Annotated in this window: 20 protein-coding genes; 7 read left to right on the top strand and 13 right to left on the bottom strand. The window is 64.2% G+C overall.

What is annotated here, in order from left to right; all coding sequences use genetic code 11:
* Positions 1–41 precede the first annotated feature (41 nt).
* From zipA to gyrA, 5 genes are all read left to right on the top strand, one after another.
* On the top strand, positions 42–794 hold the full coding sequence (gene zipA, locus ACW5DN_RS04985; protein WP_456961642.1) for a cell division protein ZipA: 753 nt from the start codon (positions 42–44) through the stop codon (positions 792–794).
* Positions 795–831: 37 nt separating this feature from the next.
* Positions 832–3,234: an NAD-dependent DNA ligase LigA gene (gene ligA, locus ACW5DN_RS04980; RefSeq protein WP_456961641.1), complete on the top strand. Its 2,403-nt coding sequence runs from the start codon at positions 832–834 to the stop codon at positions 3,232–3,234.
* Positions 3,235–3,241: 7 nt separating this feature from the next.
* Entirely contained in the window at positions 3,242–4,225 is a 984-nt protein-coding gene (gene epmA / locus ACW5DN_RS04975) for an EF-P lysine aminoacylase EpmA (RefSeq protein WP_456961640.1), read from the top strand.
* A gap of 7 nt (positions 4,226–4,232) precedes the next feature.
* Positions 4,233–5,291, top strand: a complete 1,059-nt coding sequence (gene mtnA / locus ACW5DN_RS04970; protein ID WP_456961639.1) for an S-methyl-5-thioribose-1-phosphate isomerase — start codon at positions 4,233–4,235, stop codon at positions 5,289–5,291.
* 232 nt (positions 5,292–5,523) lie between these two features.
* The gene (gyrA, locus tag ACW5DN_RS04965) at positions 5,524–8,166 is read left to right on the top strand and encodes a DNA gyrase subunit A (RefSeq protein ID WP_456961638.1); all 2,643 of its coding nucleotides are present in this window, start codon (positions 5,524–5,526) and stop codon (positions 8,164–8,166) included.
* Between the two features lie 80 nt (positions 8,167–8,246).
* Here the strand turns inward: gyrA and ACW5DN_RS04960 are convergent, their stop codons facing one another.
* Positions 8,247–8,726, bottom strand: a complete 480-nt coding sequence (locus tag ACW5DN_RS04960; protein ID WP_456961637.1) for a redoxin family protein — start codon at positions 8,724–8,726, stop codon at positions 8,247–8,249.
* A 138-nt stretch (positions 8,727–8,864) separates the two neighbouring features.
* Between ACW5DN_RS04960 and ACW5DN_RS04955 the strand changes: the two genes are divergently transcribed.
* Positions 8,865–9,794, top strand: coding sequence for a DnaJ C-terminal domain-containing protein (locus ACW5DN_RS04955; RefSeq protein ID WP_456961636.1), 930 nt, complete (start codon positions 8,865–8,867; stop codon positions 9,792–9,794).
* 40 nt (positions 9,795–9,834) lie between these two features.
* On the opposite strand, the gene ACW5DN_RS04950 is transcribed toward ACW5DN_RS04955, so the two are convergent.
* From ACW5DN_RS04950 to purB, 10 genes are all read right to left on the bottom strand, one after another.
* Complete coding sequence (locus tag ACW5DN_RS04950; RefSeq protein WP_456961635.1) at positions 9,835–10,200, bottom strand: response regulator; 366 nt, start codon at positions 10,198–10,200, stop codon at positions 9,835–9,837.
* 58 nt (positions 10,201–10,258) lie between these two features.
* Entirely contained in the window at positions 10,259–11,251 is a 993-nt protein-coding gene (locus ACW5DN_RS04945; protein WP_456961634.1) for a YhdH/YhfP family quinone oxidoreductase, read from the bottom strand.
* A 69-nt stretch (positions 11,252–11,320) separates the two neighbouring features.
* The gene (locus ACW5DN_RS04940) at positions 11,321–11,914 is read right to left on the bottom strand and encodes an LOG family protein (RefSeq protein WP_456961633.1); all 594 of its coding nucleotides are present in this window, start codon (positions 11,912–11,914) and stop codon (positions 11,321–11,323) included.
* A gap of 89 nt (positions 11,915–12,003) precedes the next feature.
* On the bottom strand, positions 12,004–13,434 hold the full coding sequence (gene lpdA, locus ACW5DN_RS04935; RefSeq protein ID WP_456961632.1) for a dihydrolipoyl dehydrogenase: 1,431 nt from the start codon (positions 13,432–13,434) through the stop codon (positions 12,004–12,006).
* 17 nt (positions 13,435–13,451) lie between these two features.
* Complete coding sequence (sucB, locus tag ACW5DN_RS04930; protein ID WP_456961631.1) at positions 13,452–14,684, bottom strand: dihydrolipoyllysine-residue succinyltransferase; 1,233 nt, start codon at positions 14,682–14,684, stop codon at positions 13,452–13,454.
* 72 nt (positions 14,685–14,756) lie between these two features.
* Complete coding sequence (locus ACW5DN_RS04925) at positions 14,757–17,573, bottom strand: 2-oxoglutarate dehydrogenase E1 component (RefSeq protein ID WP_456961630.1); 2,817 nt, start codon at positions 17,571–17,573, stop codon at positions 14,757–14,759.
* 176 nt (positions 17,574–17,749) lie between these two features.
* Entirely contained in the window at positions 17,750–18,190 is a 441-nt protein-coding gene (locus ACW5DN_RS04920) for a GNAT family N-acetyltransferase (protein WP_456961629.1), read from the bottom strand.
* Entirely contained in the window at positions 18,187–19,383 is a 1,197-nt protein-coding gene (locus ACW5DN_RS04915; RefSeq protein ID WP_456961628.1) for a JmjC domain-containing protein, read from the bottom strand. The genes ACW5DN_RS04920 and ACW5DN_RS04915 overlap by 4 nt, the downstream gene beginning before the upstream one ends.
* On the bottom strand, positions 19,380–20,300 hold the full coding sequence (bla, locus tag ACW5DN_RS04910; protein ID WP_456961627.1) for a subclass B3 metallo-beta-lactamase: 921 nt from the start codon (positions 20,298–20,300) through the stop codon (positions 19,380–19,382). The genes ACW5DN_RS04915 and bla overlap by 4 nt, the downstream gene beginning before the upstream one ends.
* 3 nt (positions 20,301–20,303) lie before the next feature.
* On the bottom strand, positions 20,304–21,680 hold the full coding sequence (gene purB / locus ACW5DN_RS04905) for an adenylosuccinate lyase (protein ID WP_456961626.1): 1,377 nt from the start codon (positions 21,678–21,680) through the stop codon (positions 20,304–20,306).
* A 90-nt stretch (positions 21,681–21,770) separates the two neighbouring features.
* On the opposite strand from purB, the gene ACW5DN_RS04900 reads away from it, so the two are divergent.
* Positions 21,771–23,162 carry a class II fumarate hydratase gene (locus ACW5DN_RS04900; protein WP_456961625.1) on the top strand — a complete coding sequence of 464 codons (1,392 nt, stop codon included), beginning with the start codon at positions 21,771–21,773 and terminating at the stop codon, positions 23,160–23,162.
* Positions 23,163–23,248: 86 nt separating this feature from the next.
* Here ACW5DN_RS04900 and ACW5DN_RS04895 read toward each other — a convergent pair whose 3' ends face one another.
* Entirely contained in the window at positions 23,249–24,025 is a 777-nt protein-coding gene (locus tag ACW5DN_RS04895; protein ID WP_456961624.1) for a DUF4097 family beta strand repeat-containing protein, read from the bottom strand.
* 47 nt (positions 24,026–24,072) lie between these two features.
* Positions 24,073–24,768 (bottom strand): hypothetical protein, encoded by a 696-nt coding sequence (locus tag ACW5DN_RS04890; RefSeq protein ID WP_456961623.1) that lies wholly within the window; start codon positions 24,766–24,768, stop codon positions 24,073–24,075.
* Positions 24,769–24,778 lie beyond the last annotated feature (10 nt).

The following is a 24,778-nucleotide window of genomic DNA, read 5'->3' as shown; positions in this document are numbered from 1 at the left end:
ACCATTGCCGTACAACCGCACCAGCAAGGAGTAGCGAAACAATGTCGGACATGACCCTGCTGCGGATCGGAATCCTGATCGCCGGCCTGATCCTGATTGGCGCGATCGTATTCTTCGGTCGCCCACGCAAACCCGGACAGGGCAGGCGGGTTCCCCGCGACGCCAAAACGACGGGCGAGCGTCGCGAGCCCACCTTGGGCGAGCAACTGGAGGACGAGCTGGCTGGCGAGCTGCCCGCCACCGGTGATGCCACCAGCCAGGCAGAGCTGGAGCTGTTTGAGCGCAGCCTGGACGGCACGGCCGATATCGCCAGCGCCGAGCTGGGGCGCCGGGTCAGCGACGAGTTCGACAAGATCGTGACCGTTTACCTGGCGGCCCGCGCCGGCCACAAGCTCCGCGGTCCCGACATCGTGGTGGCGGCCGAGAAGGCCGGCCTGGTGTACGGCCACATGAGCGTGTTCCACCGGCTGCTTGATCAACGACCCGAGCGCGGGCCGGTGTTCAGCGTTGCCAATATCACCAAGTCCGGCAACTTCGACATGGCGAACATCCAGGAGCTGGAAACCCCGGCGATCGCGTTTTTCCTGACCCTGCCGGCGCCGATTGCCGCGCTGGACGCCTGGGAAACCATGCTGCCGACCGCAGAGCGCATGGCCGAGCTGCTCGACGGCATCGTGCTGGACGAGCAACGCAACAACCTCGGGCGCCAGCGTATCGGCCATATCCGCGACGAGCTGCGTGCCTATGATCGCCAGCGCGAAGCCCCGCCGTTGAGCAAGCCGACGCGCTGGTAAGCCGTGTCCTGGCACCGCCGTCCCGTGCATAAAAGTCATGTCCGCAGCCGCAACCGCTGAAGCCGAAAACCGTATCGCCGAGCTGCGCCGCCGGCTTGATGACGCCAATTACCGGTACCACGTGCTTGACGATGCGGTGCTTGCGGATGAGCAGTACGACCGGCTGTTGCGCGAGTTGGAGGCATTGGAAGCGGAGTTTCCGTCGCTGGCGAGCGAGGATTCGCCCACCCAGCGTGTCGGGGCGGCACCGTCAGGCGCCTTTGCGCCGGTACGACACGCAGTGCCGATGCTGTCGCTGGCCAATGCCTTTACCGAACAGGAAGTGGCGGACTTCGTGCGCCGGATCGAGCACAAGACCGGCCGGGACAACCCGCTGTTTTCGGTCGAGCCAAAGCTCGATGGCCTGGCCATCAGCTTGCGCTACGAGCACGGCCGCTTCGTCCAGGGCGCGACCCGCGGCGACGGTGCCACCGGCGAAGATGTCACCGCCAACCTGCGCACGGTGAAGGCGATCGCGTTGCAGCTGCGTGGCGCGGACTGGCCCGAAGTGCTGGAAGTGCGCGGCGAGGTCTACATGCCGCTGGACGGGTTCAAGCGTTACAACGAGCGCGCACTGGCCGAAGGCGGCAAGGTGCTTGCCAACCCGCGCAACGGGGCTGCCGGCTCGCTGCGCCAGCTGGATCCACGCATCACAGCGCGCCGCCCACTGGCGTTCTACGCCTACGCGGTGGGGGTGGTGGAAGGCGGCGAGCTGCCCGAAACCCACTCGGAGACATTGCAACGGTTGCGCGAATGGGGCTTGCCGGTCAGTGCTGAAAGCTCGGTGGTGGCCGGAACCAGCGGCTTGCTCGACTATTACCAGCGTCTGGGCGAGCGTCGTGCCGGATTGCCATTCGATATCGACGGAGTGGTCTACAAACTCGACGATTACGCGGGACAGCGCGAGTTGGGCTTTGTCTCGCGCGCACCGCGTTGGGCGATCGCGCACAAGTTCCCCGCCCAGGAGCAGTCGACCGTGCTTGAGGCGATCGATATCAATATCGGCCGCACCGGTGCGGCTACGCCGCTGGCGCGCTTGCGGCCGGTGCAAGTCGCTGGCGTGGTGGTCAGCAAGGCGACCTTGCATAACGCCGACCAGATCGCGCGACTGGACGTGCGGATCGGCGATACGGTGATCGTGCGCCGCGCCGGTGATGTGATTCCGGAGATCGTCCGGGTCGTGCCTGACCAGCGCGCGCTCGGTGTGCCCGCATGGGTGATGCCGACCCAGTGCCCGGTCTGCGGCTCGCAGATCGTCCGCGAGGAGGGCGGCGTGGTTTGGCGCTGCTCGGGCGAGTTGACCTGCGCGGCCCAGCGCAAGGAAGCCATCGGGCATTTCGCCTCGCGCCGGGCGATGGACATCGATGGTCTCGGCGAGCGCTACATCGAGTATCTGTCGGATCTGGATTACGTCACTACCGTTGCCGATCTGTACAAGCTGACCCTCGATGACCTGCTGGAGATGAAGCGTCGCGGTGATGCCGCGCAGAAGGCGCTGCCGGAAGCGCCGGCGGACGTGCCCGCGCCAACCAACGGCAAGCCGGCCAAGGTCGCGACCAAATGGGCCGAGAACCTGATCGAGGCGATTGACCGCAGCCGCGACACGACGCTGGAGCGTTTTCTGTTCGGTCTGGGCATCCAGCATGTCGGCGAGAGCACCGCGAAGGCGTTGGCGACCTGGTTCGGCGACCTGGAAATAATCCGTCACTTGCCGTGGCCGTTATTCAAGCGTGTGACAGATATTGGTGGCGAGGTTGCCCGTTCCATCGGCCATTTCCTGGGCCAGCCGGGCAACCAGCAGGTTATCGACGAATTGTTGGCGCGCGGCGTCACCATCAACGATGCCCATGAGCCGTCGCCGAAGCTGCGCGATGACTTGGGCTTGGCGACCCTGCTGGTCGACCTGGATATCCCGAAGATCACCCGCATTCGCGCCGAACAGGTGGCAGCGGCATTTCCGCTTGCCGATCAGCCCTCCGCTGCGGTGGCGCGCCTGCTGAAGGCGCCGCAACATGACTTTGTTACCGCCGGTTTGCCGAACGATACCGCGACGGCGCTGTTCGACTGGTTGCAGGATGTCGGCAACGCCGGGCTGCTGTCCGCGTCGGCCGCTGCGGTGGAACGATTGGAGGCGCGGGTTCCGCAGAACGAGACACGCGTTGCCGGTGCGCTGGACGGACAGACCGTGGTGCTGACGGGAACCTTGTCGTCGATGACCCGCGATGAGGCCAAGGCCCGGCTGGAGGCCCTGGGCGCAAAGTCCGCCGGCAGCGTGTCGAAGAAAACCGGCTTTGTCGTCGCCGGCGAGGCTGCCGGCTCCAAGCTCGCCAAGGCCGAGGAGCTCGGCGTTGCAATCTGGGACGAGGCGAAGCTGATCGCTTTCCTGGCTGCACACGAATGAAATCGCCATGACGTCGGATTGGCCGCCAACCGCGAGCTTCGATGCGCTGCGCCTGCGCGCCGCCCTCAACGCCTGCATCCGCGCGTTCTTCGCCGAGCGTGGCGTCACCGAGGTCGAGACGCCGATGATGTCGGTGGCCGGCAACACCGAACCCAATATCGCGTCGTTCTCGCTGCAATTCAGCGGACGCACCGATGGCGCGCCGCGAACGCGATGGTTGCGTACGTCCCCCGAGTACCCGCTCAAGCGTCTGCTGGCGGCCGGTTTTGGTGATTGCTACGAACTGGGCAGGGTGTTTCGCGATGGTGAGGCCGGGGTCCGCCACAATCCGGAATTCACCATGTTGGAATGGTACCGCCTGGGCTGGGACCATCGTGCGCTGATTGCGGAAACCGCCGAGGCGATCAATGCCGCCCTGGCGCTGGTCGGTCGCCAGGTTCCGTTGGTCCAGGTTCGCTACCGCGACCTCTACCGCGACCGGCTGGGCCTGGACCCGATGACCGCCAGCGAAGACGAGCTGCGCCACGCGTTGGGTGAGGCCGTTATCGATCCGCGCGGGCTGGTGCGCGACGATTGGCTGGACCTGTTGATGACTCACCGGTTGCAGCCGGATTTCCGCGACGACCAGATGCTGGCGATCCACGACTACCCGGCCAGCCAATGCGCGTTGGCGCGCCTGCGCGATGATGGCAATGGCGAGCCACCGGTCGCCGAACGTTTCGAGTTGTATCTGGGGCCGCTGGAGCTTGCCAATGGCTATCACGAGCTGGCCGATGCGGTGGAGCAGACGGCGCGTTTCCAGCGGGACCAGCAGGTGCGTGCGAGTCGTGGCGATATCGTGCCTCAACTGGACGAGCGCTTCCTCGCATCGTTGGCCGCCGGTTTTCCCCATTGCGCCGGGGTCGCCCTCGGTGTCGACCGGCTGATGATGTCGATGCTGGGTACCGACCGGATCGCCGACGTGCTGGCATTCGACTTCTTCCGAGCTTGAGAACGCCATGACCGATACCTTCGATTTTGACCGTTATGACCGGGTCCGGCCCATCCGCTGGACCAGTGACGCACTGGAGCTGCTGGACCAGCGCAAGCTTCCCTTCCAGGTGGAATACGTCACCTGCCACACCAGTGACGAGGTATTCGACGCGATCCGCGGACTGGTCGTTCGTGGTGCGCCTGCCATTGGCATTGCCGCCGCCTGGGGACTGGTGTTGGCGGCCCGTGAAATTACCGCGACCGATGGTCGCCAGGCTGCAGAAAAGCTTGCTCCGACCATCGCCCACCTCAATGCGGCCAGGCCCACGGCGGTCAACCTTGCCTGGGCGTTGGCGCGGATGCGGCGCGTCCTCACCGGTGCCGGTGAGCAGTGGCGCGGGATCCTCGCCGCCGAGGCCGAGGCAATCACCCGCGAGGATCTGGCGGCCAATCGGCAGATGGGTGTGCTTGGTTCGGCCCTGATCGCGCCCGGCAGCAGCGTCCTGACCCATTGCAACACCGGCTCGCTGGCAACCGCCGGTTTCGGCACCGCGCTGGGGGTGATTCGTGCCGGCGTCGCCCAGGGGCGAATCGAGCAGGTGTATGCGGGCGAGACCCGCCCATGGTTGCAGGGCGCGCGACTGACCGCATGGGAACTGCAGCAGGACGGTATTGCCCCGACCCTGATCGCCGACGCGGCGGCCGCGCACCTGATGAAAACCGGCAAGGTGCAATGGGTCGTGGTGGGGGCGGACCGCATCTGCGCCAACGGTGATGTCGCCAACAAGATCGGCACCTGCCAGCTCGCCATCTCGGCATGGCATTACGGGGTCGGGTTCATGGTGGTGGCCCCGTCATCGACGGTGGACATGGACACCGCGTCGGGCGACTTTATCCATATCGAGGAGCGCGACCCCGACGAGTTGTTCGGCCTCGCCGGGACCCGTACGGCGGCCGATGGTATCCGTGCCTGGAACCCGGTATTCGACGTCACGGCACATGATCTGATCACCGCCATCGTTACCGAGCGTGGGGTGATCGAGCGTCCGGACGAGGCTGCGATGCGGCTCGCATTTCCTGATTGAGCGGCGCGAGTCTCCGTCAGCGCCCGATTCGACCGTAAAACCGCGCTAAGTCATTGTTTCCGGGGAAAATAGCGGGGCGTCAGAGCGCGTTTTGTGCTATGATTCAGTGTCTTTTTCATCTGCTTGTCGCGGATCGAGAAATCGCCGCGCAGGAAGAATTGCTTGGGTGGTTTCCGATAGGCGCGGGCGGCGATCGATATCGCTCTAACCCCTGTCAAAACACGGAAACCTGATGGCCGAATTTGCCAAGGAAATCATCCCGGTAAACCTCGAAGACGAGATGCGTCGCAGCTACCTCGATTACGCCATGAGCGTGATCGTCGGACGCGCGCTTCCGGATGTTCGGGACGGGCTCAAGCCGGTGCACCGGCGCGTTTTGTACGCGATGAGCGTGCTCGGCGCCCACGCCAACAAGCCGTACTTCAAGTCGGCGCGAATCGTTGGTGACGTGATCGGTAAATACCATCCGCATGGCGACCAGTCGGTCTACGACACGCTGGTGCGCATGGCGCAGCCGTTCTCGCTGCGCTACATGCTGGTCGATGGCCAGGGCAACTTCGGCTCGGTGGATGGCGACTCCGCGGCGGCGATGCGTTACACCGAAGCGCGCATGTCCAAACTCACCCATGAGTTGATGGCGGACATCGAGAAGGACACCGTCGACTTCCAGCTGAACTACGACGAGAAGGAATCCGAACCGACGGTCATGCCGACCCGCGTCCCGAACCTGCTCATCAATGGTTCGGCCGGTATCGCGGTCGGCATGGCGACCAACATCCCGCCGCACAACCTGTCGGAGATCATCGACGCGACGATCGCGTTGATCGAGAACCCCGAGATCGACATCGATGGGCTGATGGTGCACGTGCCCGGTCCGGATTTCCCGACCGCCGGCATCATCAACGGCACCTCCGGGATCATCAACGCGTACCACACCGGTCGCGGTCGCGTGCGCATGCGCGCCAGGGCCGAGATTGAAGTGGCCGACAACGGTCGCGAGGCGATCGCGGTCAGCGAGATCCCGTACCAGGTCAACAAGGCGCGGTTGATCGAGAAGATCGCCGAGCTGGTCAAGGAAAAGAAGCTCGAAGGCATCAGCGAGCTGCGTGACGAGTCCGACAAGGACGGCATGCGCATCTACATCGAGATCAAGCGTGGCGACTCGGCCGACGTGGTGCTCAACAACCTCTATCAGCAGACCCAGATGGAGTCGTCGTTCAGCATCAATATGGTGGCCCTGGTAGACGGCCGCCCGCAGCTGCTGAATCTCAAGCAGATCCTGCAATCGTTCGTTCGCCATCGCCGCGAAGTGGTGACCCGTCGCACCATCTTCGAGCTGCGCAAGGCTCGCGCACGTGCACATATTTTGGAAGGCCTGACTGTCGCGCTGGCCAACATCGACGAGATGATCGAGCTGATCAAGACCTCGGCCAATCCCAACGAAGCCCGCGAGCGCATGCTGGCCAAGACCTGGGAGCCCGGGCTGGTCGGTGCACTGCTGGGCGCGGCCGGGGCGGAGGACTCGCGTCCGGACGACTTGCCCAAGGGTGTCGGCCTGGTTGATGGCCGATACCAGCTGACTGAAATCCAGGCCCAGCAGATCCTGGAGATGCGCCTGCACCGCCTGACCGGGCTGGAGCAGGAGAAGCTGACCGACGAATACAAGCTGCTGCTGGAGGCCATCCGTGGCCTGATCGAGATCCTGGTAGACCCCAACGTGCTGCTCGACGTAATCCGCACCGAGCTGGACAACGTCAAGGTGGAGTTCGGCGACGAGCGCCGCACCGAGATCCGCGAGAGTGAGGAAGACCTCGATATCCTCGACCTGATCGCACCTGAGGACGTCGTGGTGACGTTGTCGCACTCCGGCTATGCCAAGCGCCAGCCGGTCAGCAGTTACCGCGCGCAGAAGCGCGGTGGCCGGGGGCGCAACGCGGCGGCGACCAAGGATGAGGACTTCATCGACAGTTTGTGGCTGGTGAACACCCACGACACCTTGCTGACGTTCACCAGCGCCGGCCGGGTGTTCTGGCTGCCGGTGTACCAGCTGCCGGACGCGGGCCCCAATGCCCGCGGGCGGCCGATCATCAACTGGATCCCGCTGGAACCTGACGAGCAGGTTCAGGCCGTGGTTCCGGTGCGCGATTACGACGGTGGTCGGTATGTCTTCTTCGCGACCCGCAATGGCGTCGTCAAGAAGACTCCGCTGACGGAATATGCCTATCGCCTGCAACGCGGCAAGATTGCCATCAACCTGGACGAGGGCGATGCACTGATCGGCGTCGGCCTTTCCGATGGCAGCTGCGACATCATGCTGTTCTCCAGTGCGGGCAAGGCGGTCCGTTTCGCCGGGAGCCACGTGCGCTCCATGGGACGTACCGCCCGGGGCGTGCGTGGCATGCGCCTGAGTGAGGACGCCAAGGTGGTCAGCCTGATCGTGGTCGAGGGCGACGGCGATATCCTGACCGCCAGTGAGCGTGGCTACGGCAAGCGCACCGAGCTGGAGCAATACCCCTGCAAGGGGCGTGGCACCCAGGGCGTGATTGCACTCAAGACCACCGAGCGCAATGGCAAGCTGGTCGGTGCGATCCAGCTCAGCGACGACCACGAGGTATTGCTGATATCCGACGGCGGTACCTTGGTGCGTACCCACGCATCGGAGATATCCCAGGTCAGCCGAAACACCCAAGGGGTGACTTTGATGAAGCTGGCGGCCAACGAGACCCTGCAGGCCGTTGAACGTCTGGATGCATCACTGGACGACGAACTCGGTGACGGGACGGTCGACGACGAGGGGATTGCGGCGGCTACCGGCCCATCGTTGGTAGTTGGCCCGCGTGCCGACGACGCGCACACCCCAGAGTCGCCGGACTGATCGGCCTGACAAGAAGAAACGCCGCCCCTTGAGGGCGGCGTTTCTTCGTGGGTCTACCGGCGCTCGGGGCTTGGTGCGGGTCAGGCCAGTTGGGAAAGCATGTGCTCGGCGGTGGATGCCCGGTACTCACCCGGTGCCTCCACGTACAGCTGTTTCACCACGCCGTCCTCGGCATACAGCGCGAAGCGCTTGGAACGCACGCCCATGCCGTAGGAGCTGGCATCGAGCTCCAGACCCAGGGCGCGAGTGAACTCGGCGTTGCCATCGGCCAGCATCATCAGTCCTTCTGGCACGTCCTGGCTCTTTCCCCAGGCTTGCATCACGAACGGGTCGTTGACCGACACACAGGCCACATCGATTCCCTTGTCGCGGAACTGCTGGTAATGGGCGACAAATCCGGGGAGGTGCTTCTCCGAGCAGGTCGGGGTGAAAGCGCCGGGGACGGCGAATATCACCACCTTTTTCTGGTTGAACAGTACCGAGGCATCAACGGTTTCAACGCCATCGGCAATACGTTGCAGCGGAGCTTCCGGGAGGCGTTCTCCCACCTGGATGGTCATCTTGTTTCCTTGTCTGGCGCGCGGATTGGCGCATGTACGCAGTGACAGTGTAGGGCTACGCTTCTAGAATGCACGTCAACGCTCGTTGAAATTCATACGCCCCGCAACGCTGCGGTCAAGGGCATTTCCGGAGTATCCATGCATTTCAAGGACTATTACCAAACCCTCGGCGTGGAACCCAGCGCGGGCGATGCCGAGATCAAGACCGCCTATCGCAGGATGGCGCGAAAATACCATCCGGATGTCAGCAAGGAGGCGGGTGCGGAGGAGAAGTTCAAAGCCGTCAACGAGGCTTACGAGGCTTTGCGTGATCCGCAGAAGCGAGCGGCTTACGACCAGTTGCGCACGCGCGGCTATCGTCCGGGCGATGAGGTGCATCAGCCGGCCGGTGGCTTTGGCGGGCAGGGTGGCTCGGGGGTCGATTTCGAAGAGATATTTGCCGGCGGTGGGGCGGGCGGTGGTTTCAGCGATTTCTTCGAGACTCTGTTTGGACGCGGTCGTGGGCCGGGCGGAGCAGGAGGCCCGGCTGGCGCCAATGGCGGATTCGCCCCGCGCCCGGGCGCAAATCCGCACGCCGATACCCGCGCCAAGCTCTCGGTTCCACTGGAGACGGTGTATTCCGGCGCAAGCGTCAGGATCGGGATCAACGGCAAGACCCTGGACGTCCGCGTGCCCAAGGGCATTCGCGAAGGGCAATCGATCCGGTTGGGTGGCCAGGGCAGCAACGGCGGTGCGCTGCTGCTGGAAATCGATTACGCGGCCCATCCACAGTTCGAGGTCGACGGCCGCAATGTGATCCATGTCCTGCCGATCGCGCCGTGGGAGGCGGCGTTGGGCGCGACGATCAGCGTGCCGACCCTGGGTGGGTCAGTGGAATTGAAGATCCCGGCCAACTCGGAAGCCGGCAGCAAGCTTCGCCTGCGCGGCCGTGGTCTGCCGGCCAAGCCGGATGCCGGAGACCAGATCGTGGAGCTGGAAGTGCTGGCGCCACGACCGCATACCGACGCACAGACCGACGCCTATCAGACCATGCGCGATGCGTTCGGCGAGGATTGGCGCCGAGAGTAGCGCTCGCTCGGCGCGGGGACTTGCTGCAACCGGGCTTGCTTCAACCGGGCAGTAGCTGGCCGAGCACTTCGGCCAGATCGGCCTCACTGAACGGCTTGGTGATGTAGGCCTTCGCACCCTGGCGCATGCCCCAGACGCGGTCGGTTTGCTGATCCTTGGTGGTAACCAGGATGACCGGGATATGCTTGGTATCGACGTCCCGGCAAATCGCCCGGGTGGCCTGGAACCCATTGAGGTTGGGCATCACCACATCCATCAGTACCAGATCCGGAAGTTCCTGCTTGGCCGCGGCGACCCCGGCGGCGCCGTCTTCGGCAGTCAGGGCTTCGTGGCCCAGTTTCTCGACGATGCGGCGGATGCCCATCAGTTGTGACGGTGAGTCGTCGACGATCAGGATGCGCGCCATGTATTTCCCCCAGGAGATCGGTTTGATTGTAGCTTCGTATGACGACGCCGCAAATGGCTCACATCGTCACCAGCGTGCGCCCCAGCGAACCGCCGCCGAGCATGTTCGAAAATACCTGTGGCAACTCGGCCAAAGACACTTCGCGGGTGCAGATGCGATCAAGGTGCCTCGGTTTCCAGTCGCTGGCCAGATGTTGCCAGACCGCCTCACGGATAGCACGTGCGGTGCCGGCGGAGGCAACACCAAGCAGTGACACGCCGCGAATGATGAACGGCATTACCGTGGCATCGAGTCCGGCAGACGCGGCCAGCCCGGCGCTGGCGATATTGCCGTACGGCGCGCATTGAGCAAGTAGGCTGGTCAGCATCGGACCGCCGACATTGTCCAGGCCACCGCCGAACCGCGCCGATTCCATCGGCCGGGTAGTGGCCAACGCGTCACGCCCCAGGACCTGGCTGGCACCAATCTCCCTCAGGTACGCATGTTGATCGGCCTTGCCGCTGATGGCATGCACCTCGAAGCCGGCGCGGGTGAAAATATCGACTGCCAGCGAGCCCACGCCGCCGGACGCGCCGGTTACCGCGAGCGGTCCCATCTCGGGTCGCTGCCGGTTCTCGGTCATGCGGAACAACGCCAGTGCCGCGGTAAAGCCGGCAGTACCCAGGATCATGCTCTCGCGCAGGTCAAGGCCATCGGGCAACGCAATGGTCCACTTCGCCTCCAGCCGTACGTACTGTCCGTAGCCACCGTCGCGGGTTTCGCTCAAGCCGCTGCCGGTCGCCAGCACGGCGTCGCCTTCCTTGAACGACGGATCGGTGGAGGCCACCACATGGCCGGCAACATCGATCCCGCCGACCAGCGGGAATCGCCGCAGGATCTTGCCCTTGCCAGTGCCCGCCAGCGCGTCCTTGAAGTTGACCGAGGAATGCACGGCCTTGACCACGACTTCGCCGGGAGCGAGGTCATCCAGCGAGATCGGCTCGATGCCGCTGCGATAGCCGGCCTCATCGTCATGGATGCGAAAGGCGTTGAAGGTTGCCGGGATCGTCATGTGGTTCTTCCTTCCGGCAACCGCCGGTTACTGCGTGGGACAGGTCTGCCGGATCATATCCCGATGGCGCTAGCGCAAGGCGCTGCGACGTTTCGCTTCCAGCCACTTCTCTGCATGAGCGGGCGTATAGGCGCACATCCAGTCCAACATCGTGTCGATGTCCTCGCCATGCCACAGATCCTGTCGCTGCCCGGGGTGGACGAAGCCTTCGGCGACCATGCGATCCATCATTGCGATCAGCGGAGCGAAGAATCCATCCACGTCAAGGAAAGCGCATGGCTTGTCGCCAATGCCGAGTTGTCGCCAGGTCAGCATCTCGAACATCTCGTCCATGGTTCCGAAACCGCCGGGAAGGGCGACGAAGGCATCGGACAAGTCGAACATCCGCTTCTTGCGTTCGTGCATGTTGGCCACGATGTCGAGCCGGGTCAGGCCGCGATGGGCGACCTCCAGGTTGACCAGTTGCTCGGGGATCACCCCGATCACCTCGCCGCCAGCCGCCAGCGCGGCATCGGCGACGATACCCATCAAGCCGACATCGCCACCACCGTAAACGACCGTCAGGTTCTGGCTTCCCAGTTGGGTGCCCAGCAGTGCGGCGCGCTCGGCATAGATGGGGCGGGCACCGGGATTGGATCCGCAGTAAACGCAGATGGACCGCATGGTGGTATTTGCTCCGAAGGTGGGGGCTTCCAAACCAGAACGGCGCACCTGGGTGCGCCGTTCTGGTTCGCAGATCAATGATGACGCGATCAGTTTGCCTTGTGGATGGCGCGCTTTTCGACTGCCATGGCAGCCTCATGCACTACTTCACTCAGCGCCGGATGCGCGAAGCAGATCCGTGCCAGATCATCGGCCGCTCCATTGAACTCCATCGCGATTACGCCGCTGTGGACCAGCTCGGACACGCTCGGGCCGCACAGGTGCATGCCCAGGATGCGGTCGGTTTCGGCATGGGCGATCACCTTGACCAGACCGGCGGGTTCATTCATCGCCACGGCACGGCCGTTGGCGGCAAACGGGAAGCTGCCGGTCTTGTAGGGAATACCTTCGTCCTTGCACTGGGCCTCGGTCTTTCCGACCCAGGCAATTTCCGGCTCGGTGTAGATGACCCACGGCACGGTATCCAGGTTGACGTGGCCGGGCAGGCCGGCGATCAGCTCGGCGACTGCGATACCTTCCTCGGATGCCTTGTGCGCCAGCATCGGGCCGCGGATGCAGTCGCCTATCGCCCAGACGCCATCGACGCCGGTGTGGCAATGCTCGTCGACCTCGATCTGGCCGCGCTCGCTGACCTTGACCCCGGTGCCGTCGGCCAGCAGGCCCTTGGTTGCCGCGCGGCGACCAACGGCTACCAGCAGCTTGTCGACCACCAGCGACTGCTCTTGCTTGCCGTCGTTGTAGGACAAGTGGACGCCATCCTTCTTGATCTCTGCCTTGCTGACCTTCGCGCCGAGCTTGATATCCAGGCCCTGCTTCTTGAATTCACGCGCAGCGACCTTGCTGATGTCGGCGTCGGCGGCCGCCAGGAAGCCGGGCAGGGCTTCCAGGATGGTGACTTCCGAGCCCAGGCGCTTCCAGACGCTGCCCAGCTCCAGGCCGATCACACCGGCACCGATCACGCCCAAGCGCTTGGGTACCTTGTCGAAATCCAGCGCACCGACGTTGTCGACGATCTTGTCGCCGTCGAACTTCGCGAACGGCAACTCGATGGAGTCCGAACCGGCGGCGATGATGACGTTGGCGGCCTTCAGCTCGACCTCGGAGCCGTCGTGCTGCTTGACCTTGACCACGTTGCCCTGGTGCAGGGTGCCGAAGCCGTAGAACGGGGTGACCTTGTTGGCCTTGAACAGCATCGTGATGCCACCGGTGAACTGGTTCACGATCTTGTCCTTGCGCCCCACCATAACGCCGACATCGATCTTCGGCTTGTCGGCCGAGATGCCGTGGTCGGAAAACATGTGGGTCAGATTGTGGAACTGGCGCGAGCTGTCCAGCAATGCCTTGGACGGGATGCAACCCACCCGCAGGCAGGTCCCGCCCAGCGCGGGCTTGCCGTCCTTGCCCACTCCGGCGTCGATGCACGCGGTCTTCAGGCCGAGCTGCGCGGCGCGGATCGCGGCCACATAGCCGCCGGGACCGGCGCCAATCACCACGACGTCGAAATTCTGTTGTTCGCTCATCTCAAATGATCCTTTGGTTACATGCCCAGCAGCATGCGATGCGGGTTCTCGAGCTGGTTCTTGATGTCGACCAGGAACAGCACCGCATCCTTGCCATCGACAATGCGATGGTCGTAGCTCAATGCGATGTACATCATCGGCGCGGCGATCACCTGGCCGTTCTCCACGATCGCGCGTTCCTTGATGGCATGCATGCCCAGGATGGCGCTTTGTGGCGGGTTGATGATCGGGGTCGAGAACAACGAGCCGAACGTGCCGCCATTGGTGATGGTGAAGGTGCCGCCCTGGAGGTCCTCCAGCTTCAGGCCACCTTCGCGGGCGGCCTTGGCGTAACCGTCGATGGCCTGCTCGACTTCGGCGAAGCTCATCGACTCGGCATTGCGAAGCACCGGCGTGACCAGGCCCCGGTCGGTCGACACTGCGATCGAGATATCCGCGTAACCGTGATAGATGATGTCCTTGTCATCTACCGATGCGTTGACCAGCGGGTAGCGCTGCAGCGCGTTGGCGGCAGCCTTGACGAAGAAGCTCATGAAGCCCAACTTGATCCCGTAGGCGTTCTTGAACGCTTCGCCCTGGGATTTGCGCATGTCCATGACCGCCTTCATGTTGACCTCGTTGGAGGAGGTCAACATCGCGGTGGAATTCTTTGATTCCATCAGGCGCTCGGCGATGCGTGCGCGCATCCGGGTCATGGGGACACGCTCTTCCGGACGCGCACCACCGGCCTTGCCGACGCCGGCATTTTTCGCGTAGTTGAGCAGGTCTTCCTTGGTCACGGCACCTCGGCGGCCAGTGCCGTCGACGTTGGCCGGATCGATGCCTTCCTTGTTCGAGGTGAATCGTGCACCGGGAGGCAGGTCCGCGGACTTGCCGGCGGCCGCAGGAGCCTTGGCCGCCTTGGGTGCCTCGTCCTTGGGCTGTACCGGTTGGGCCACGTCGGTCGCAGCGGCATCGTTCTTGCTGTCGATCTTCCCGGCTTTCTTGTCGCCGGCGTCGGCCGCGGGCGCCGCGGCGTCGTCAATGACCGCCAGTACCTGCTCGCTGGTCACCGTCGCGCCAGTGTCGAACTTGATTTCCTTGAGCACGCCATCAATCGGGGAGGGAACCTCCAATACAACCTTGTCGGTTTCGAGGTCGACCAGGTTCTCATCACGCTTGACCGCATCGCCTGGTTTCTTGTGCCAGGTAGCGATGGTGGCGTCGGAGACGGACTCGGGCAGGACCGGAACTTTGATCTCGGTGCTCATGGAAAGACATCCTGGGTAACTTGAAAGTGGGACGAATGGCGAAGGGTTGAGAGTAGCGGAACAAGCATGCGGTTATTCGGGAGCCGGGTTGCCCTGGGCGGGATTCACCAACGCGTCGGCGACCAACTGGGCCTGTTCCGCGAGATGATCGCTCATGTGGCCGACCGCCGGTGAGGGTGATCGCAGGCGACCGGCATAGTGCAAGGTCTGTTTCGGTGCCAGGCAGAAGGTCAGGTGATGGCCGATCTGATACCACGCACCCTGGTTCTGCGGCTCCTCCTGGCACCAGATCACTTCCCGGGCCGATGAGAAGCGCTTGAGTTCGGCGGCCAGTGCCTCGCGCGGGAACGGGTACAGCTGTTCCACGCGAATAATGGCCACGTCATCGGCGCCGCGCTTGGTCGCATCTTCCAGCAGGTCGTAATACACCTTGCCGCCGCACACCACGACCCGCTTGATCTTCTTCGGATCGGCCTTGGCATCCGGGATCAGGGTCTGGAAACTGCCGGTGGCCAGCTCGTCCAGCGACGATACCGCCAGCTTGTGGCGCAACAGCGACTTGGGCGTCATCACCACCAACGGCTTGCGGGTCTGCATGCGCATCTGGCGGCGGATCATGTGGTACGCCTGCGCCGGGGTAGTCGGCGTGCACACCATCATGTTGTCCAGCGCACACAATTGCAGGAACCGCTCAAGCCGTGCCGAGCTGTGCTCCGGGCCCTGGCCTTCGTAACCATGTGGCAAGAACAGCGCCAAGCCGCACAGCCGGCCCCACTTGGCTTCGCCAGAGGACAGGAACTGGTCGATCACCACCTGGGCGCCGTTGGCGAAGTCGCCGAATTGCGCTTCCCAGATGGCCAGGGTGTCCGGGTCTGCGGTGGCGTGACCGTACTCGAATGCCATCACCGCTTCCTCGCTGAGCAGCGAGTCGATGATTTCCACGTCCAGCGGGTTCTGCACCAGCTCGCGCAGCGGCAGGTAGTACTCGTCGCTGGTCTGCTCGTGCAGGATGGCGTGCCGATGGAAGAATGTGCCGCGACCGCAATCTTGGCCGACCAGACGCAGCTTGTAACCCTCGCTGAGCAGTGACGCGTAGGCCAGGTTTTCGGCAAAGCCCCAGTCACCGGCCTGCTCGCCGGCCGACATCTTGCGACGGTCTTCGTAGATCTTGGCCACGCGCGGGTGCAGCTTGACGTCGGCGGGGATCGTGTTGATCCGCTTGGCCAGCTGGTTGAGGTTGTCGCGATCGAACGTGGTGTCGACGATGTCGGCCAGAGTGCCCTTGAGGAACTTGGTCCAGTCGACGGTGAACTCATCGGGCTTGACCGTGACCAGGTCGGTGGTGACCTCTCCGGCATCGAGCTTGTCACGGTACTGGTCGACCACGGCCTTGGCATCGTCGGCGCTCAGGGTGCCTTCGGCGATCAGCCGGTCGGCATACAGCTCCCGCGGCGTCTTGTGCTGGCGGATCGCCTGGTACATCACCGGTTGCGTGGCGGCAGGCTCGTCGGCCTCGTTGTGACCGTGGCGGCGGTAGCAGACCAGGTCAATGACCACGTCCTTGGCGAAGGTGTTACGGAAGTCGAGCGCGAGCTCGGCGCAAAATGCCACCGCCTCGGGATCATCACCGTTCACGTGCAGGACCGGCGCGCCGACCATCTTCGCCACGTCGGTGCAGTACAGCGTGGAACGGGCGTCCTCGTGGTCACTGGTAGTGAAGCCGATCTGGTTGTTGATCACGATGTGGACGGTGCCGCCGACCCGGAAACCACGGGCCTGCGACATCTGGAACAGCTCCATCACCACGCCCTGTCCCGCAAACGCGGCATCGCCGTGGATCAGGATCGGCAACACCTGGGTGCGGCCGGTGTCGCTGCGGCGGGTCTGGCGCGAGCGAACCGAACCGACGACCACCGGGTCAACGATCTCCAGGTGCGAGGGGTTGAACGCCAGCGCCAGGTGCACCGGACCGCCGGGAGTCGCGACGTCGGCACTGAAGCCGAGGTGGTACTTCACGTCGCCGGTGTGGGCGAGCTCGACATGGTCGAACTTGCCTTCGAACTCGTCGAACAGCTTGCGCGGGGATTTGCCCAGCGTATTGATCAGCACGTTCAGGCGGCCGCGATGGGCCATGCCGATCACGACGTCCTGGGTGCCTTGCTCGCCGGCACGACGGATGACGGTGTCCATCAGCGGGATCAGCGCGTCGCCACCTTCCAGCGAGAATCGCTTCTGGCCGACGTACTTGGTATGCAGGTAACGCTCCAGCCCGTCCGCGGCGGTCAACCGCTCCAGGATGCGCTTCTTGTCTTCGGTGCTGCGGTGGTACTTGCCGGCGGCTTTTTCCAGCCGGCTGTACAGCCAGCGCCGTTGCTCGGCATCGGCGATATGCATGAACTCGCTGCCGATCGAGCCGGTGTAGGTCGCCTGCAGCAGGCTGAGCAGGTCACCCAGTTTCATCCGATCCTGGCCAGCCACGCCGCCGGTGCTGAACTCGTCGGCCAGGTCGCTGCCGGACAGGCCATGGAAGCCGAGGTTCAGGTCGGGCGCATCGGGCTTTTGCAACAAGCCGAGCGGATCCAGGTTCGCACCCAGGTGGCCGCGCGAGCGATACGCCGTGATCAGCTTGCCCACGAAGCGTTCGCGCTCGTCTGCGGCGCCAGTGGCGCTGGACTTGCCGGCGTGCCGGGCGGCCTCGGTGATGCTGGCGATGACGGCCGAATGTGGTACGTCACCCGCCTGGCGACCCTGAAAGCCGTCGAAATAGGCTTTCCAACCAGGTTCGATGCTTTCCGGTGAGACCAGATACTGCTCGTAGAGGTCTTCGATGTATGCGCCGCTGGCGCCCAGTTGTGATGACTGCGAGAACTGCTTCAGGAGATTGGCCACGATGGCGTCGCGAAACTCGTCAGGGAGGGAAGTTGAGAGCGCCGGATTGGCCTGATTGCGGCTATTCAGACACCCAAGGCTTCGAATTATAGCCGTTAGAACCCGCGGGGAGGCCCTTGACAGGCACGAAAAAGACGCGGTGTTGCCGATAACGCCGGCTCTGGGTTCGCCCCTGTTCAGTTAGCGAGACTGACGCGCATCGCCTGATGCTCGATGCCGGCCTCCTGGAACCGTTCGCCGTGCGGCAGGAAACCGTGGCGCGCATAGAAGTCGATCGCCTGTACCTGGGCATGCAATGACAGCTCGCGCCAGCCCAGGCTCCGGCCTTGCTCGATCAGGGCGCCCAACAGTGCGTCACCAACGCCGCATCCGCGCCAGTGTTTCAACACCGCCATCCGGCCGATGCAATGATCCGGGGTGAGCCGGCCGGTGCCGATCGGCTTGCCTTCCAGGTCACGGGCGATGACATGGTGGCAGCGCGGGTCCAGCTCGTCCCATTCCAGCGACAGCGGAACGCCCTGTTCGTGCACGAACACGGATTCCCGGACCGTGCGCAGGTCGGACAGGCCGCTGGCGTAATCGATCGCCTCGACGTGGAAAGCCGGTGTCGGACTCACTCGTCTTCGTCCTCCAGGAGCGCGAGGTGGTAGTGGCCGGCTTCCATCAGGCCGAGGACGCAGTTGCGGCCGCCTTCGGACAGGGCGGCGTAAGTCGCGCCATCCAGGACGTTGGTATTGGCAATCCGGCTCGCGTCGGCGGCTGGCAGCCAGTGGCCTTCGCCATTGGCATGCAATCGTGCGCCGCTGGTCGTCTTGCGCCAGGCCATGCGCGAGTAAGGATGCCGATGCAGGGTCGCGCCGTGCTGAAGGTCCCATTCGACCTCGATCCGCGAGCGGGGAAGCTCGCCGGGTGGCAGTTGCGCCGGGGCCACGTCGACGGCGTTGCGGTACACGGTGATGAAGTTGCCGAACCAGTCGCCCAGCCGCTCGGGGTCGTTGGTGCGCAGTTGATCAAGCGCGGCCAGTACCCGCGCCATCGCGGTCGCATCGATCTCGCCGGGGTCATCGGCGGGTGCAAGGTCGGGGTCGCGGTAGCGCAGTGATTCGTCCGCATCCACCGTCAACGTGTCGGCCAGGTCGCCCAGCAGCTCCGAAGCCGACGGTGCGCGCATGCCAAACGAAAACGTCAGGCAGGCATCCTCGGCGACGCCGTGATGGGGTACTCCCGGCGGCAGGTAAAGCATGTCGCCGGGGCCGAGTATCCAATCGTGGCTGGGCGTGAACTGCTGCAGCAACCGCAGCTCGACGTCGTCGCGAAAGTCCATCGGCGGGCTGTCGCTCGCATCGATCTCCCAGCGGCGGTGGCCAACCGCCTGCAGCAGGAACACGTCGTACTGATCGACATGCGCGCCCACCGAACCGCCAGGCGCGGCAAACGACACCATCACGTCGTCGATCCGCCAGCGCGGCAGGAAATTGAAGTGTCCGATCAGTTCGGCGACGTCCGCATCCCACTTGTCCACGTCCTGTACCAGCAAGGTCCAGTCCTGGTGCGGCAGGCCCGGGAACATCTCCTCCGGGAATGGCCCGTGGCTGACCGTCCACCGGTCATTGGGCTTGTCGTGGGAGATGAGCCGCGACAAGGCGCCGTCCTCGCAGGCCAGGCCTGCGAGGTCATCGGGTTGCATCGGCGAGTCGAAATCCGGAAATGCGTTGCGGATCAGCAGCGGCTTCTTCTGCCAGTACTCGCGCAGGAACTTCGCTGGCGGCATACCGAGGAAATGCTTTGCGGTGGCGTGGACTTCGATCATGGGACGCTGTGGTGCTTTTCGTCTTGCAGGCGTTGTTCGAGGTTGGTGCGCGCGTCTTCGGCGTAGCGCTTGCATGCGTCGGCATCCATCAACGGCGCCTTGCCGTCGAAGCGTGTGAACAGGTCGGAGACCAGTGGATGCGGCGAAATCAGGATGTCGCAGGGCAGTGACGCAACCGTGTCGATGCTGCGGTGGAACGCGGCGAGGTAATCCGCGTGATCGGAAAAACGGTAGGTCTTGTCCGAAGCCGCGCTCAAGCTGTCCGCATAAACCATCTGCAGGCAATGCGAGCTCTCGCAGGAAGCCCACGTCCAACTGGTACTGCCCGGGGCGTGGCCTGGGGTGGCGTGTGCGGTTAGTGCAAGATCGCCGATGCGGGCGGTCTGGTCGTCGGGCAGCACTTGCACGTTCGCCACCGGCGGGAATTTGTCCAGCACACCGAACTGAGGATCGCCGCGATCGCTCGCTCCGCGTTCCAGCGTCGCAGCGGACGGTTCGCGCGCCAGAACCAGCGCATCGGTGACGCGTTGCAGATAGGCAAGGCCACCAGCATGGTCGGAATGCTCGTGCGAGTTGAGGATGAATTTCACGTCCGCGAGCTTGAAGCCCAGCGCTTCGATGTTCGCGGCAATCGCCGGGCCGCCTGGCTCGGTGGCGCCGTCGAGCAGTATGTGGCCTTGGGACGAAGTCACCAGCAATGCAGTGATGCCGCAGGTTCCGACGTAATACACGTTTCCGAAAATTTTGCGTGGTGGCGCACGGTCGTTCCAACCGTCCATCACGCCGGCATCAGCAGGGCATTCCGGAACGTTGACCGGTGTGACAGTCGGTAGCGCAGGATCGACTGCAGGTTGCGGTGAGGAATCTGCGCAGGCGGGCAACGCGAGCAGCGCAGCAAGAGCGAATGCAGCGCGCATGCGTCAGATTTCCTTTGCGAGTTTTTCTGCAAGGCCAATGTAAGTTGCGGGGATTAAATCGCGCAGGCGTTGCCTGGCATCGGCCGGCAGCTCGAGACCATCAATGAACTCGCGCATCGAGGCCTCGTTGATGCCGTGGCCGCGGGTGAGCGCCTTCAGCTGTTCGTAGGGATTGGGCAGGCCGTGACGGCGCATCACCGTCTGTACGGCCTCGGCCAGCACTTCCCAGCTCGCATCGAGGTCGGCGGCGAGGCGCTCCGGGTTGGCGGTCAGCTTGTCGAGGCCGCGCAGCAATGCGTCGTAACCAATCAGGGCGTGGCCAAACGCGGTGCCCAGCGCACGCAATACAGTCGAGTCGGTCAGGTCGCGTTGGAAGCGGCTGATCGGCAGCTTGACCGCGAAATGCCCGAACAGGGCATTGGCGATGCCGAAATTGCCCTCGGCGTTCTCGAAATCGATCGGGTTGACCTTGTGCGGCATGGTCGAACTGCCGACTTCGCCGGCCTTCACCGATTGCTTGAAATAGCCCAGCGAGATGTAGCCCCAGATGTCGCGGCACAGGTCGATGGCGATGGTGTCGATGCGACGCTGGGCATCGCAGATCTCGGCGATGCCGTCGTGCGGCTCGATCTGGGTGGTGTAAGGCTGCCAATTGAGGCCCAGCGAGTGCACGAAGTGTTGCGAGAACGCGGGCCAGTCGACGTCCGGGTACGCGGCGACATGGGCGTTGTAGTTGCCGACCGCGCCGTTGATTTTGCCCGGCATCGGAGCGGCAGCGAGAGTCTCGCCCTGGCGTCGCAGGCGGGCGACGACGTTGGCCAGCTCCTTGCCAACGGTGGTCGGCGACGCGGTCTGTCCGTGGGTGCGCGAGAGCATCGGCAACGCCGCGTGTTCGTGCGCCATCGCGCGCAGCTTCTCGATCAACTGGTCAAGCCTGGGTAGCAGCACCGTTTGCCGCGCCTCGTTCAGCATCAGCGCGTAGCTGAGGTTGTTGATGTCCTCGGAGGTGCAGGCGAAGTGCACGAACTCCAGCGCCGGGCCCAGTTCGACGTCGTTCTTCAGTCGCTCCTTGATCAGGTATTCGACCGCCTTGACGTCGTGATTGGTGGTGCGTTCGATTTCCTTGACCCGCGCCGCGTCCTCCACCGAAAGCCCGTCGGCGAGCTCGCGCAGCCGTGCGGTGGCTTCGGCCGAGAACGGCGCGAGTTCCTCGATGCCGGGTTCATTGGCCAGTGCCAGCAGCCATTCCACCTCGACCTTGACCCGTGCCTTGATCAGGCCGAACTCGGAGAAGATCGGCCGCAGCGCATCGACCTTGCCGGCGTAACGGCCATCGAGCGGAGACAGGGCGAGCAGTTGGGATTCAACGTTGGCGGGCATGGCTTTGGGGCGTGTGGGAGGCAGTCACGCATTCTAGCGCGAGGCGGGAGTCGCGGCGGCGTATCCTCGGCTTCTCATACGGAGGACGTCATGGCCAAGCAGGATTACCGCATCGAACACGACAGCATGGGCGAGCTCCAGGTGCCCGCCGATGCCTTGTGGGGCGCGCAGACCCAGCGCGCGGTAGAGAACTTTCCGATCTCCGGCCGGCCGATGCCGCGCGGCTTCATCCGCGCACTGGGGCTGGTCAAGGCGGCGGCGGCGCAGGTCAATGGTGATCTGGGCCTGCTGCCGAAGGGACGTTCGGCGGCGATCCGCAAGGCGGCCCTGTCGGTGGCCGAAGGCGAGTTCGACACCCAGTTCCCGATCGACGTGTTCCAGACCGGATCCGGCACTTCCAGCAACATGAATGCCAACGAGGTGATCGCCACGCTCGCCTCGCGTTCGGTGCGTGGCAAGGCGGTGCATCCCAATGATGACGTCAACCTGGGGCAGAGCTCGAACGACGTGATTCCGACCGCGCTGCGGGTTTCGGCGCAGCTGGCGACGGTCGAGTCGTTGCTGCCGGCGCTCAAGCACCTGCGACGGGTGATCGACCGTCGCGGCAAGGCGTTGGGCAAGGTCACCAAGACCGGCCGCACGCATTTGATGGATGCGATGCCATTGACCTTCGGTCAGGAGTTCGGCGCGTGGTCGGCGCAGCTGGCCTCGGCGCAAGCGCGGATCGAGGACGCACTCAAGCGTCTGCGACGGCTGCCCATCGGTGGCACGGCCATCGGCACCGGCATCAATGCCGATCCGCGCTTCGGCAAGGCGATGGCGAAGGCATTGTCATCGCTGAGCAAAACCCGGTTCGAGTCGGCCGAGAACAAGTTCGAAGGGTTGGCATCGCAGGACGATGCGGTGGAGTTGTCCGGGCAGCTCAGTGTGCTGGCGGTGGCGGTGATGAAGATCGCCAACGACCTGCGCTGGATGAATTCGGGGCCATTGGCGGGGCTGGGCGAAGTCGAATTGCCGGCCTTGCAGCCGGGCAGTTCGATCATGCCGGGCAAGGTCAATCCGGTGATCCCGGAGGCGGCCTGCATGGTTTGCGCGCAGGTGATGGGTCACCACACCGCCATTACCGTGGCCGGGCAGAGCGGCAACTTCCAGCTCAACGTGATGCTGCCGCTGATCGCGCTGGACTTGCTGGACTCCATCGGGCTGCTGGGCAACACGATGCGGTTGCTGGCCGACAACGTGATCGCCGGCCTGCAGGTGCGTCGCGACGTCGTCGCCGAAGCGCTGCAACGCAACCCGATCCTGGTCACCGCGCTCAACCCGGTGATCGGTTACGAGAAAGCGGCGGCCATTGCCAAGCAGGCTTACAAGCAACAGCGTCCGGTGCTGGAGGTGGCGATGGAAGTCACCGGCATGACCGAGCAGGCGCTGCGCCGGCTGCTGGATCCGGTCGCGCTGACCCGCGGCGGTATCCACAAATAGTTGCGGGACAGGCAGGTCGCGGCCGAAGCCGCGCCTACAACGATCAGCTCTGGTTTAGTCAGGCTGGTTTACCCGGGCTTGTTTAGTCAGCCCTGTCCCGGCAGGTCGCGCGTCCCGGCCACATCGCGGTGATTGACGTCGCCGCTGCCGATGCTGCGTACGCGCAGGTCGCCGCTGACGGTATCGACGTCCAGGCTGCCCGAACCGATCGTGCCGACCTGGACACTTCCTTTCACCCGGGCCAGGTCGATGTCGCCGGAACCGATGCTGCCGATCTTGACGTCGCCGGCCACGTCGCGGGCCTCCAGGTCGCCCGACCCCACCGATCCGACTTCCAGCGGCCCGATACCGGCCAATTCGGCATCGCCGGAGCCGACCACCACGCTCACCAATCCGGGAACGCGGCGCACATCGGCATCGCCGGAACCGACCACCAGGTCGAGGCTGGCCACGCCGTCGATGTCGGCATCGCCGGAACCGGTGTCGACCTGGACCGCCACATCGTCGGGCAGGGTGGCCGTCAGCTGCATGTAGGCGTAGTTGTTGCCGAACAGGCTGAACTGCCAACCGTCACCGTCACCGTCACCGTCCATCGACACCACCAGCTTGTCGCCGTGGCGCTGGTGCTGGAATTGCAGTTGCTCCAGCTTCTCCGCGCTGGATGCGCAGGCCTTGCCTTGCAGTTGCGCCGACGCACCGGCCGCGGCCTTGAGGTCGAGATCGAAGCCGCCGACCTCGAACACCACGGTCTCGATGCCGGCCAGGTCGGGGCTTAGTTCGAACGCCCGTGTGTGCTCGCACTTCTGTTGGGCGAAGGCCGCCAGTGGCAACATCAGCACGCAGCCAAGCAGGGTCTTGCGCATGGTTTTCTCCTTTGGGATAAAGCTGGGAAATGGAGCCCGGGCGGGGTTCATTGGGTGGTGAAGCTGCCGCCGCGGCAATCCTCGAGGTCTTCCTTCGCCAGGGTCGCGTACGGCTTGAACTCCGGCAGTGCGGCGGCTAGTTGCTGCTGGGTCTCGTGCAGCGCCGGCAGTTGCAAGCACAGTCGCATCGCATTGGCCTCAAGCTTGGCGGCTTCGGCCTCGATCCTGGCGTCGATCTGCTCGGGATTGCCGCTCAGCAGGCCATTAACGACTTCGCGGATCGCCTTTCCGCCCAGATCGGCGCCCTGCACGCCCAAGGCCATGCCGGTTTCGGCCACGTCCATGATCTGCTGGCGGTATTGCACCAACAATGCGTGCTGCGCAGGGGTGGTTTCGACCTTGCGGCCATCGAGCAGCAATTCGCCTTGCGGGGTGAGTTCGGCGTTGGCGCGTGGATCGGCCGGATCCTTGTCGCTGGTCTTGGCGACCGTCTGGCCACGGTCGCCGTCGTATCTGAACTCGTTGTTGAGGTTGATGTTGGAGCGTGCCAGTTCGTCACGCGCCTTTTCGATTGCCCGCTGGGCGGCCTTGCCGATCACGGTCTGCGGCGCGCCATCGGGCATCGTGACGGCGGCCGGTGCCGGCGCCGGCGCATTCTGTGCCGGCGTTGGTGACGGCTCGCACGCGGCGAGGGTTGCGACCAGTGCCGCAGCGAGACTCAAATTGATGACGGATAGGTTCATGTCATGGTTC

The organism is Lysobacter sp. A289, from assembly GCF_054072675.1.
Note: the sequence above shows the minus strand (reverse complement) of the source record. Positions and strands in the feature narration are given on the sequence as shown.

What these genes read in the sequence shown, in the direction of transcription:
- epmA (WP_456961640.1), top strand. Translation starts at nt 3,242, where the DNA reads ATGACGTCGGATTGGCCGCCAACCGCGAGCTTCGATGCGCTGCGCCTG.
- ligA (WP_456961641.1), top strand. Translation starts at nt 832, where the DNA reads ATGTCCGCAGCCGCAACCGCTGAAGCCGAAAACCGTATCGCCGAGCTG.
- ACW5DN_RS04960 (WP_456961637.1), bottom strand. Translation starts at nt 8,726, where the DNA reads ATGACCATCCAGGTGGGAGAACGCCTCCCGGAAGCTCCGCTGCAACGT.
- sucB (WP_456961631.1), bottom strand. Translation starts at nt 14,684, where the DNA reads ATGAGCACCGAGATCAAAGTTCCGGTCCTGCCCGAGTCCGTCTCCGAC.
- mtnA (WP_456961639.1), top strand. Translation starts at nt 4,233, where the DNA reads ATGACCGATACCTTCGATTTTGACCGTTATGACCGGGTCCGGCCCATC.
- ACW5DN_RS04955 (WP_456961636.1), top strand. Translation starts at nt 8,865, where the DNA reads ATGCATTTCAAGGACTATTACCAAACCCTCGGCGTGGAACCCAGCGCG.
- ACW5DN_RS04900 (WP_456961625.1), top strand. Translation starts at nt 21,771, where the DNA reads ATGGCCAAGCAGGATTACCGCATCGAACACGACAGCATGGGCGAGCTC.
- ACW5DN_RS04940 (WP_456961633.1), bottom strand. Translation starts at nt 11,914, where the DNA reads ATGCGGTCCATCTGCGTTTACTGCGGATCCAATCCCGGTGCCCGCCCC.
- bla (WP_456961627.1), bottom strand. Translation starts at nt 20,300, where the DNA reads ATGCGCGCTGCATTCGCTCTTGCTGCGCTGCTCGCGTTGCCCGCCTGC.
- ACW5DN_RS04945 (WP_456961634.1), bottom strand. Translation starts at nt 11,251, where the DNA reads ATGACGATCCCGGCAACCTTCAACGCCTTTCGCATCCATGACGATGAG.
- ACW5DN_RS04950 (WP_456961635.1), bottom strand. Translation starts at nt 10,200, where the DNA reads ATGGCGCGCATCCTGATCGTCGACGACTCACCGTCACAACTGATGGGC.
- ACW5DN_RS04890 (WP_456961623.1), bottom strand. Translation starts at nt 24,768, where the DNA reads ATGAACCTATCCGTCATCAATTTGAGTCTCGCTGCGGCACTGGTCGCA.
- zipA (WP_456961642.1), top strand. Translation starts at nt 42, where the DNA reads ATGTCGGACATGACCCTGCTGCGGATCGGAATCCTGATCGCCGGCCTG.
- ACW5DN_RS04915 (WP_456961628.1), bottom strand. Translation starts at nt 19,383, where the DNA reads ATGATCGAAGTCCACGCCACCGCAAAGCATTTCCTCGGTATGCCGCCA.
- ACW5DN_RS04895 (WP_456961624.1), bottom strand. Translation starts at nt 24,025, where the DNA reads ATGCGCAAGACCCTGCTTGGCTGCGTGCTGATGTTGCCACTGGCGGCC.
- purB (WP_456961626.1), bottom strand. Translation starts at nt 21,680, where the DNA reads ATGCCCGCCAACGTTGAATCCCAACTGCTCGCCCTGTCTCCGCTCGAT.
- gyrA (WP_456961638.1), top strand. Translation starts at nt 5,524, where the DNA reads ATGGCCGAATTTGCCAAGGAAATCATCCCGGTAAACCTCGAAGACGAG.
- lpdA (WP_456961632.1), bottom strand. Translation starts at nt 13,434, where the DNA reads ATGAGCGAACAACAGAATTTCGACGTCGTGGTGATTGGCGCCGGTCCC.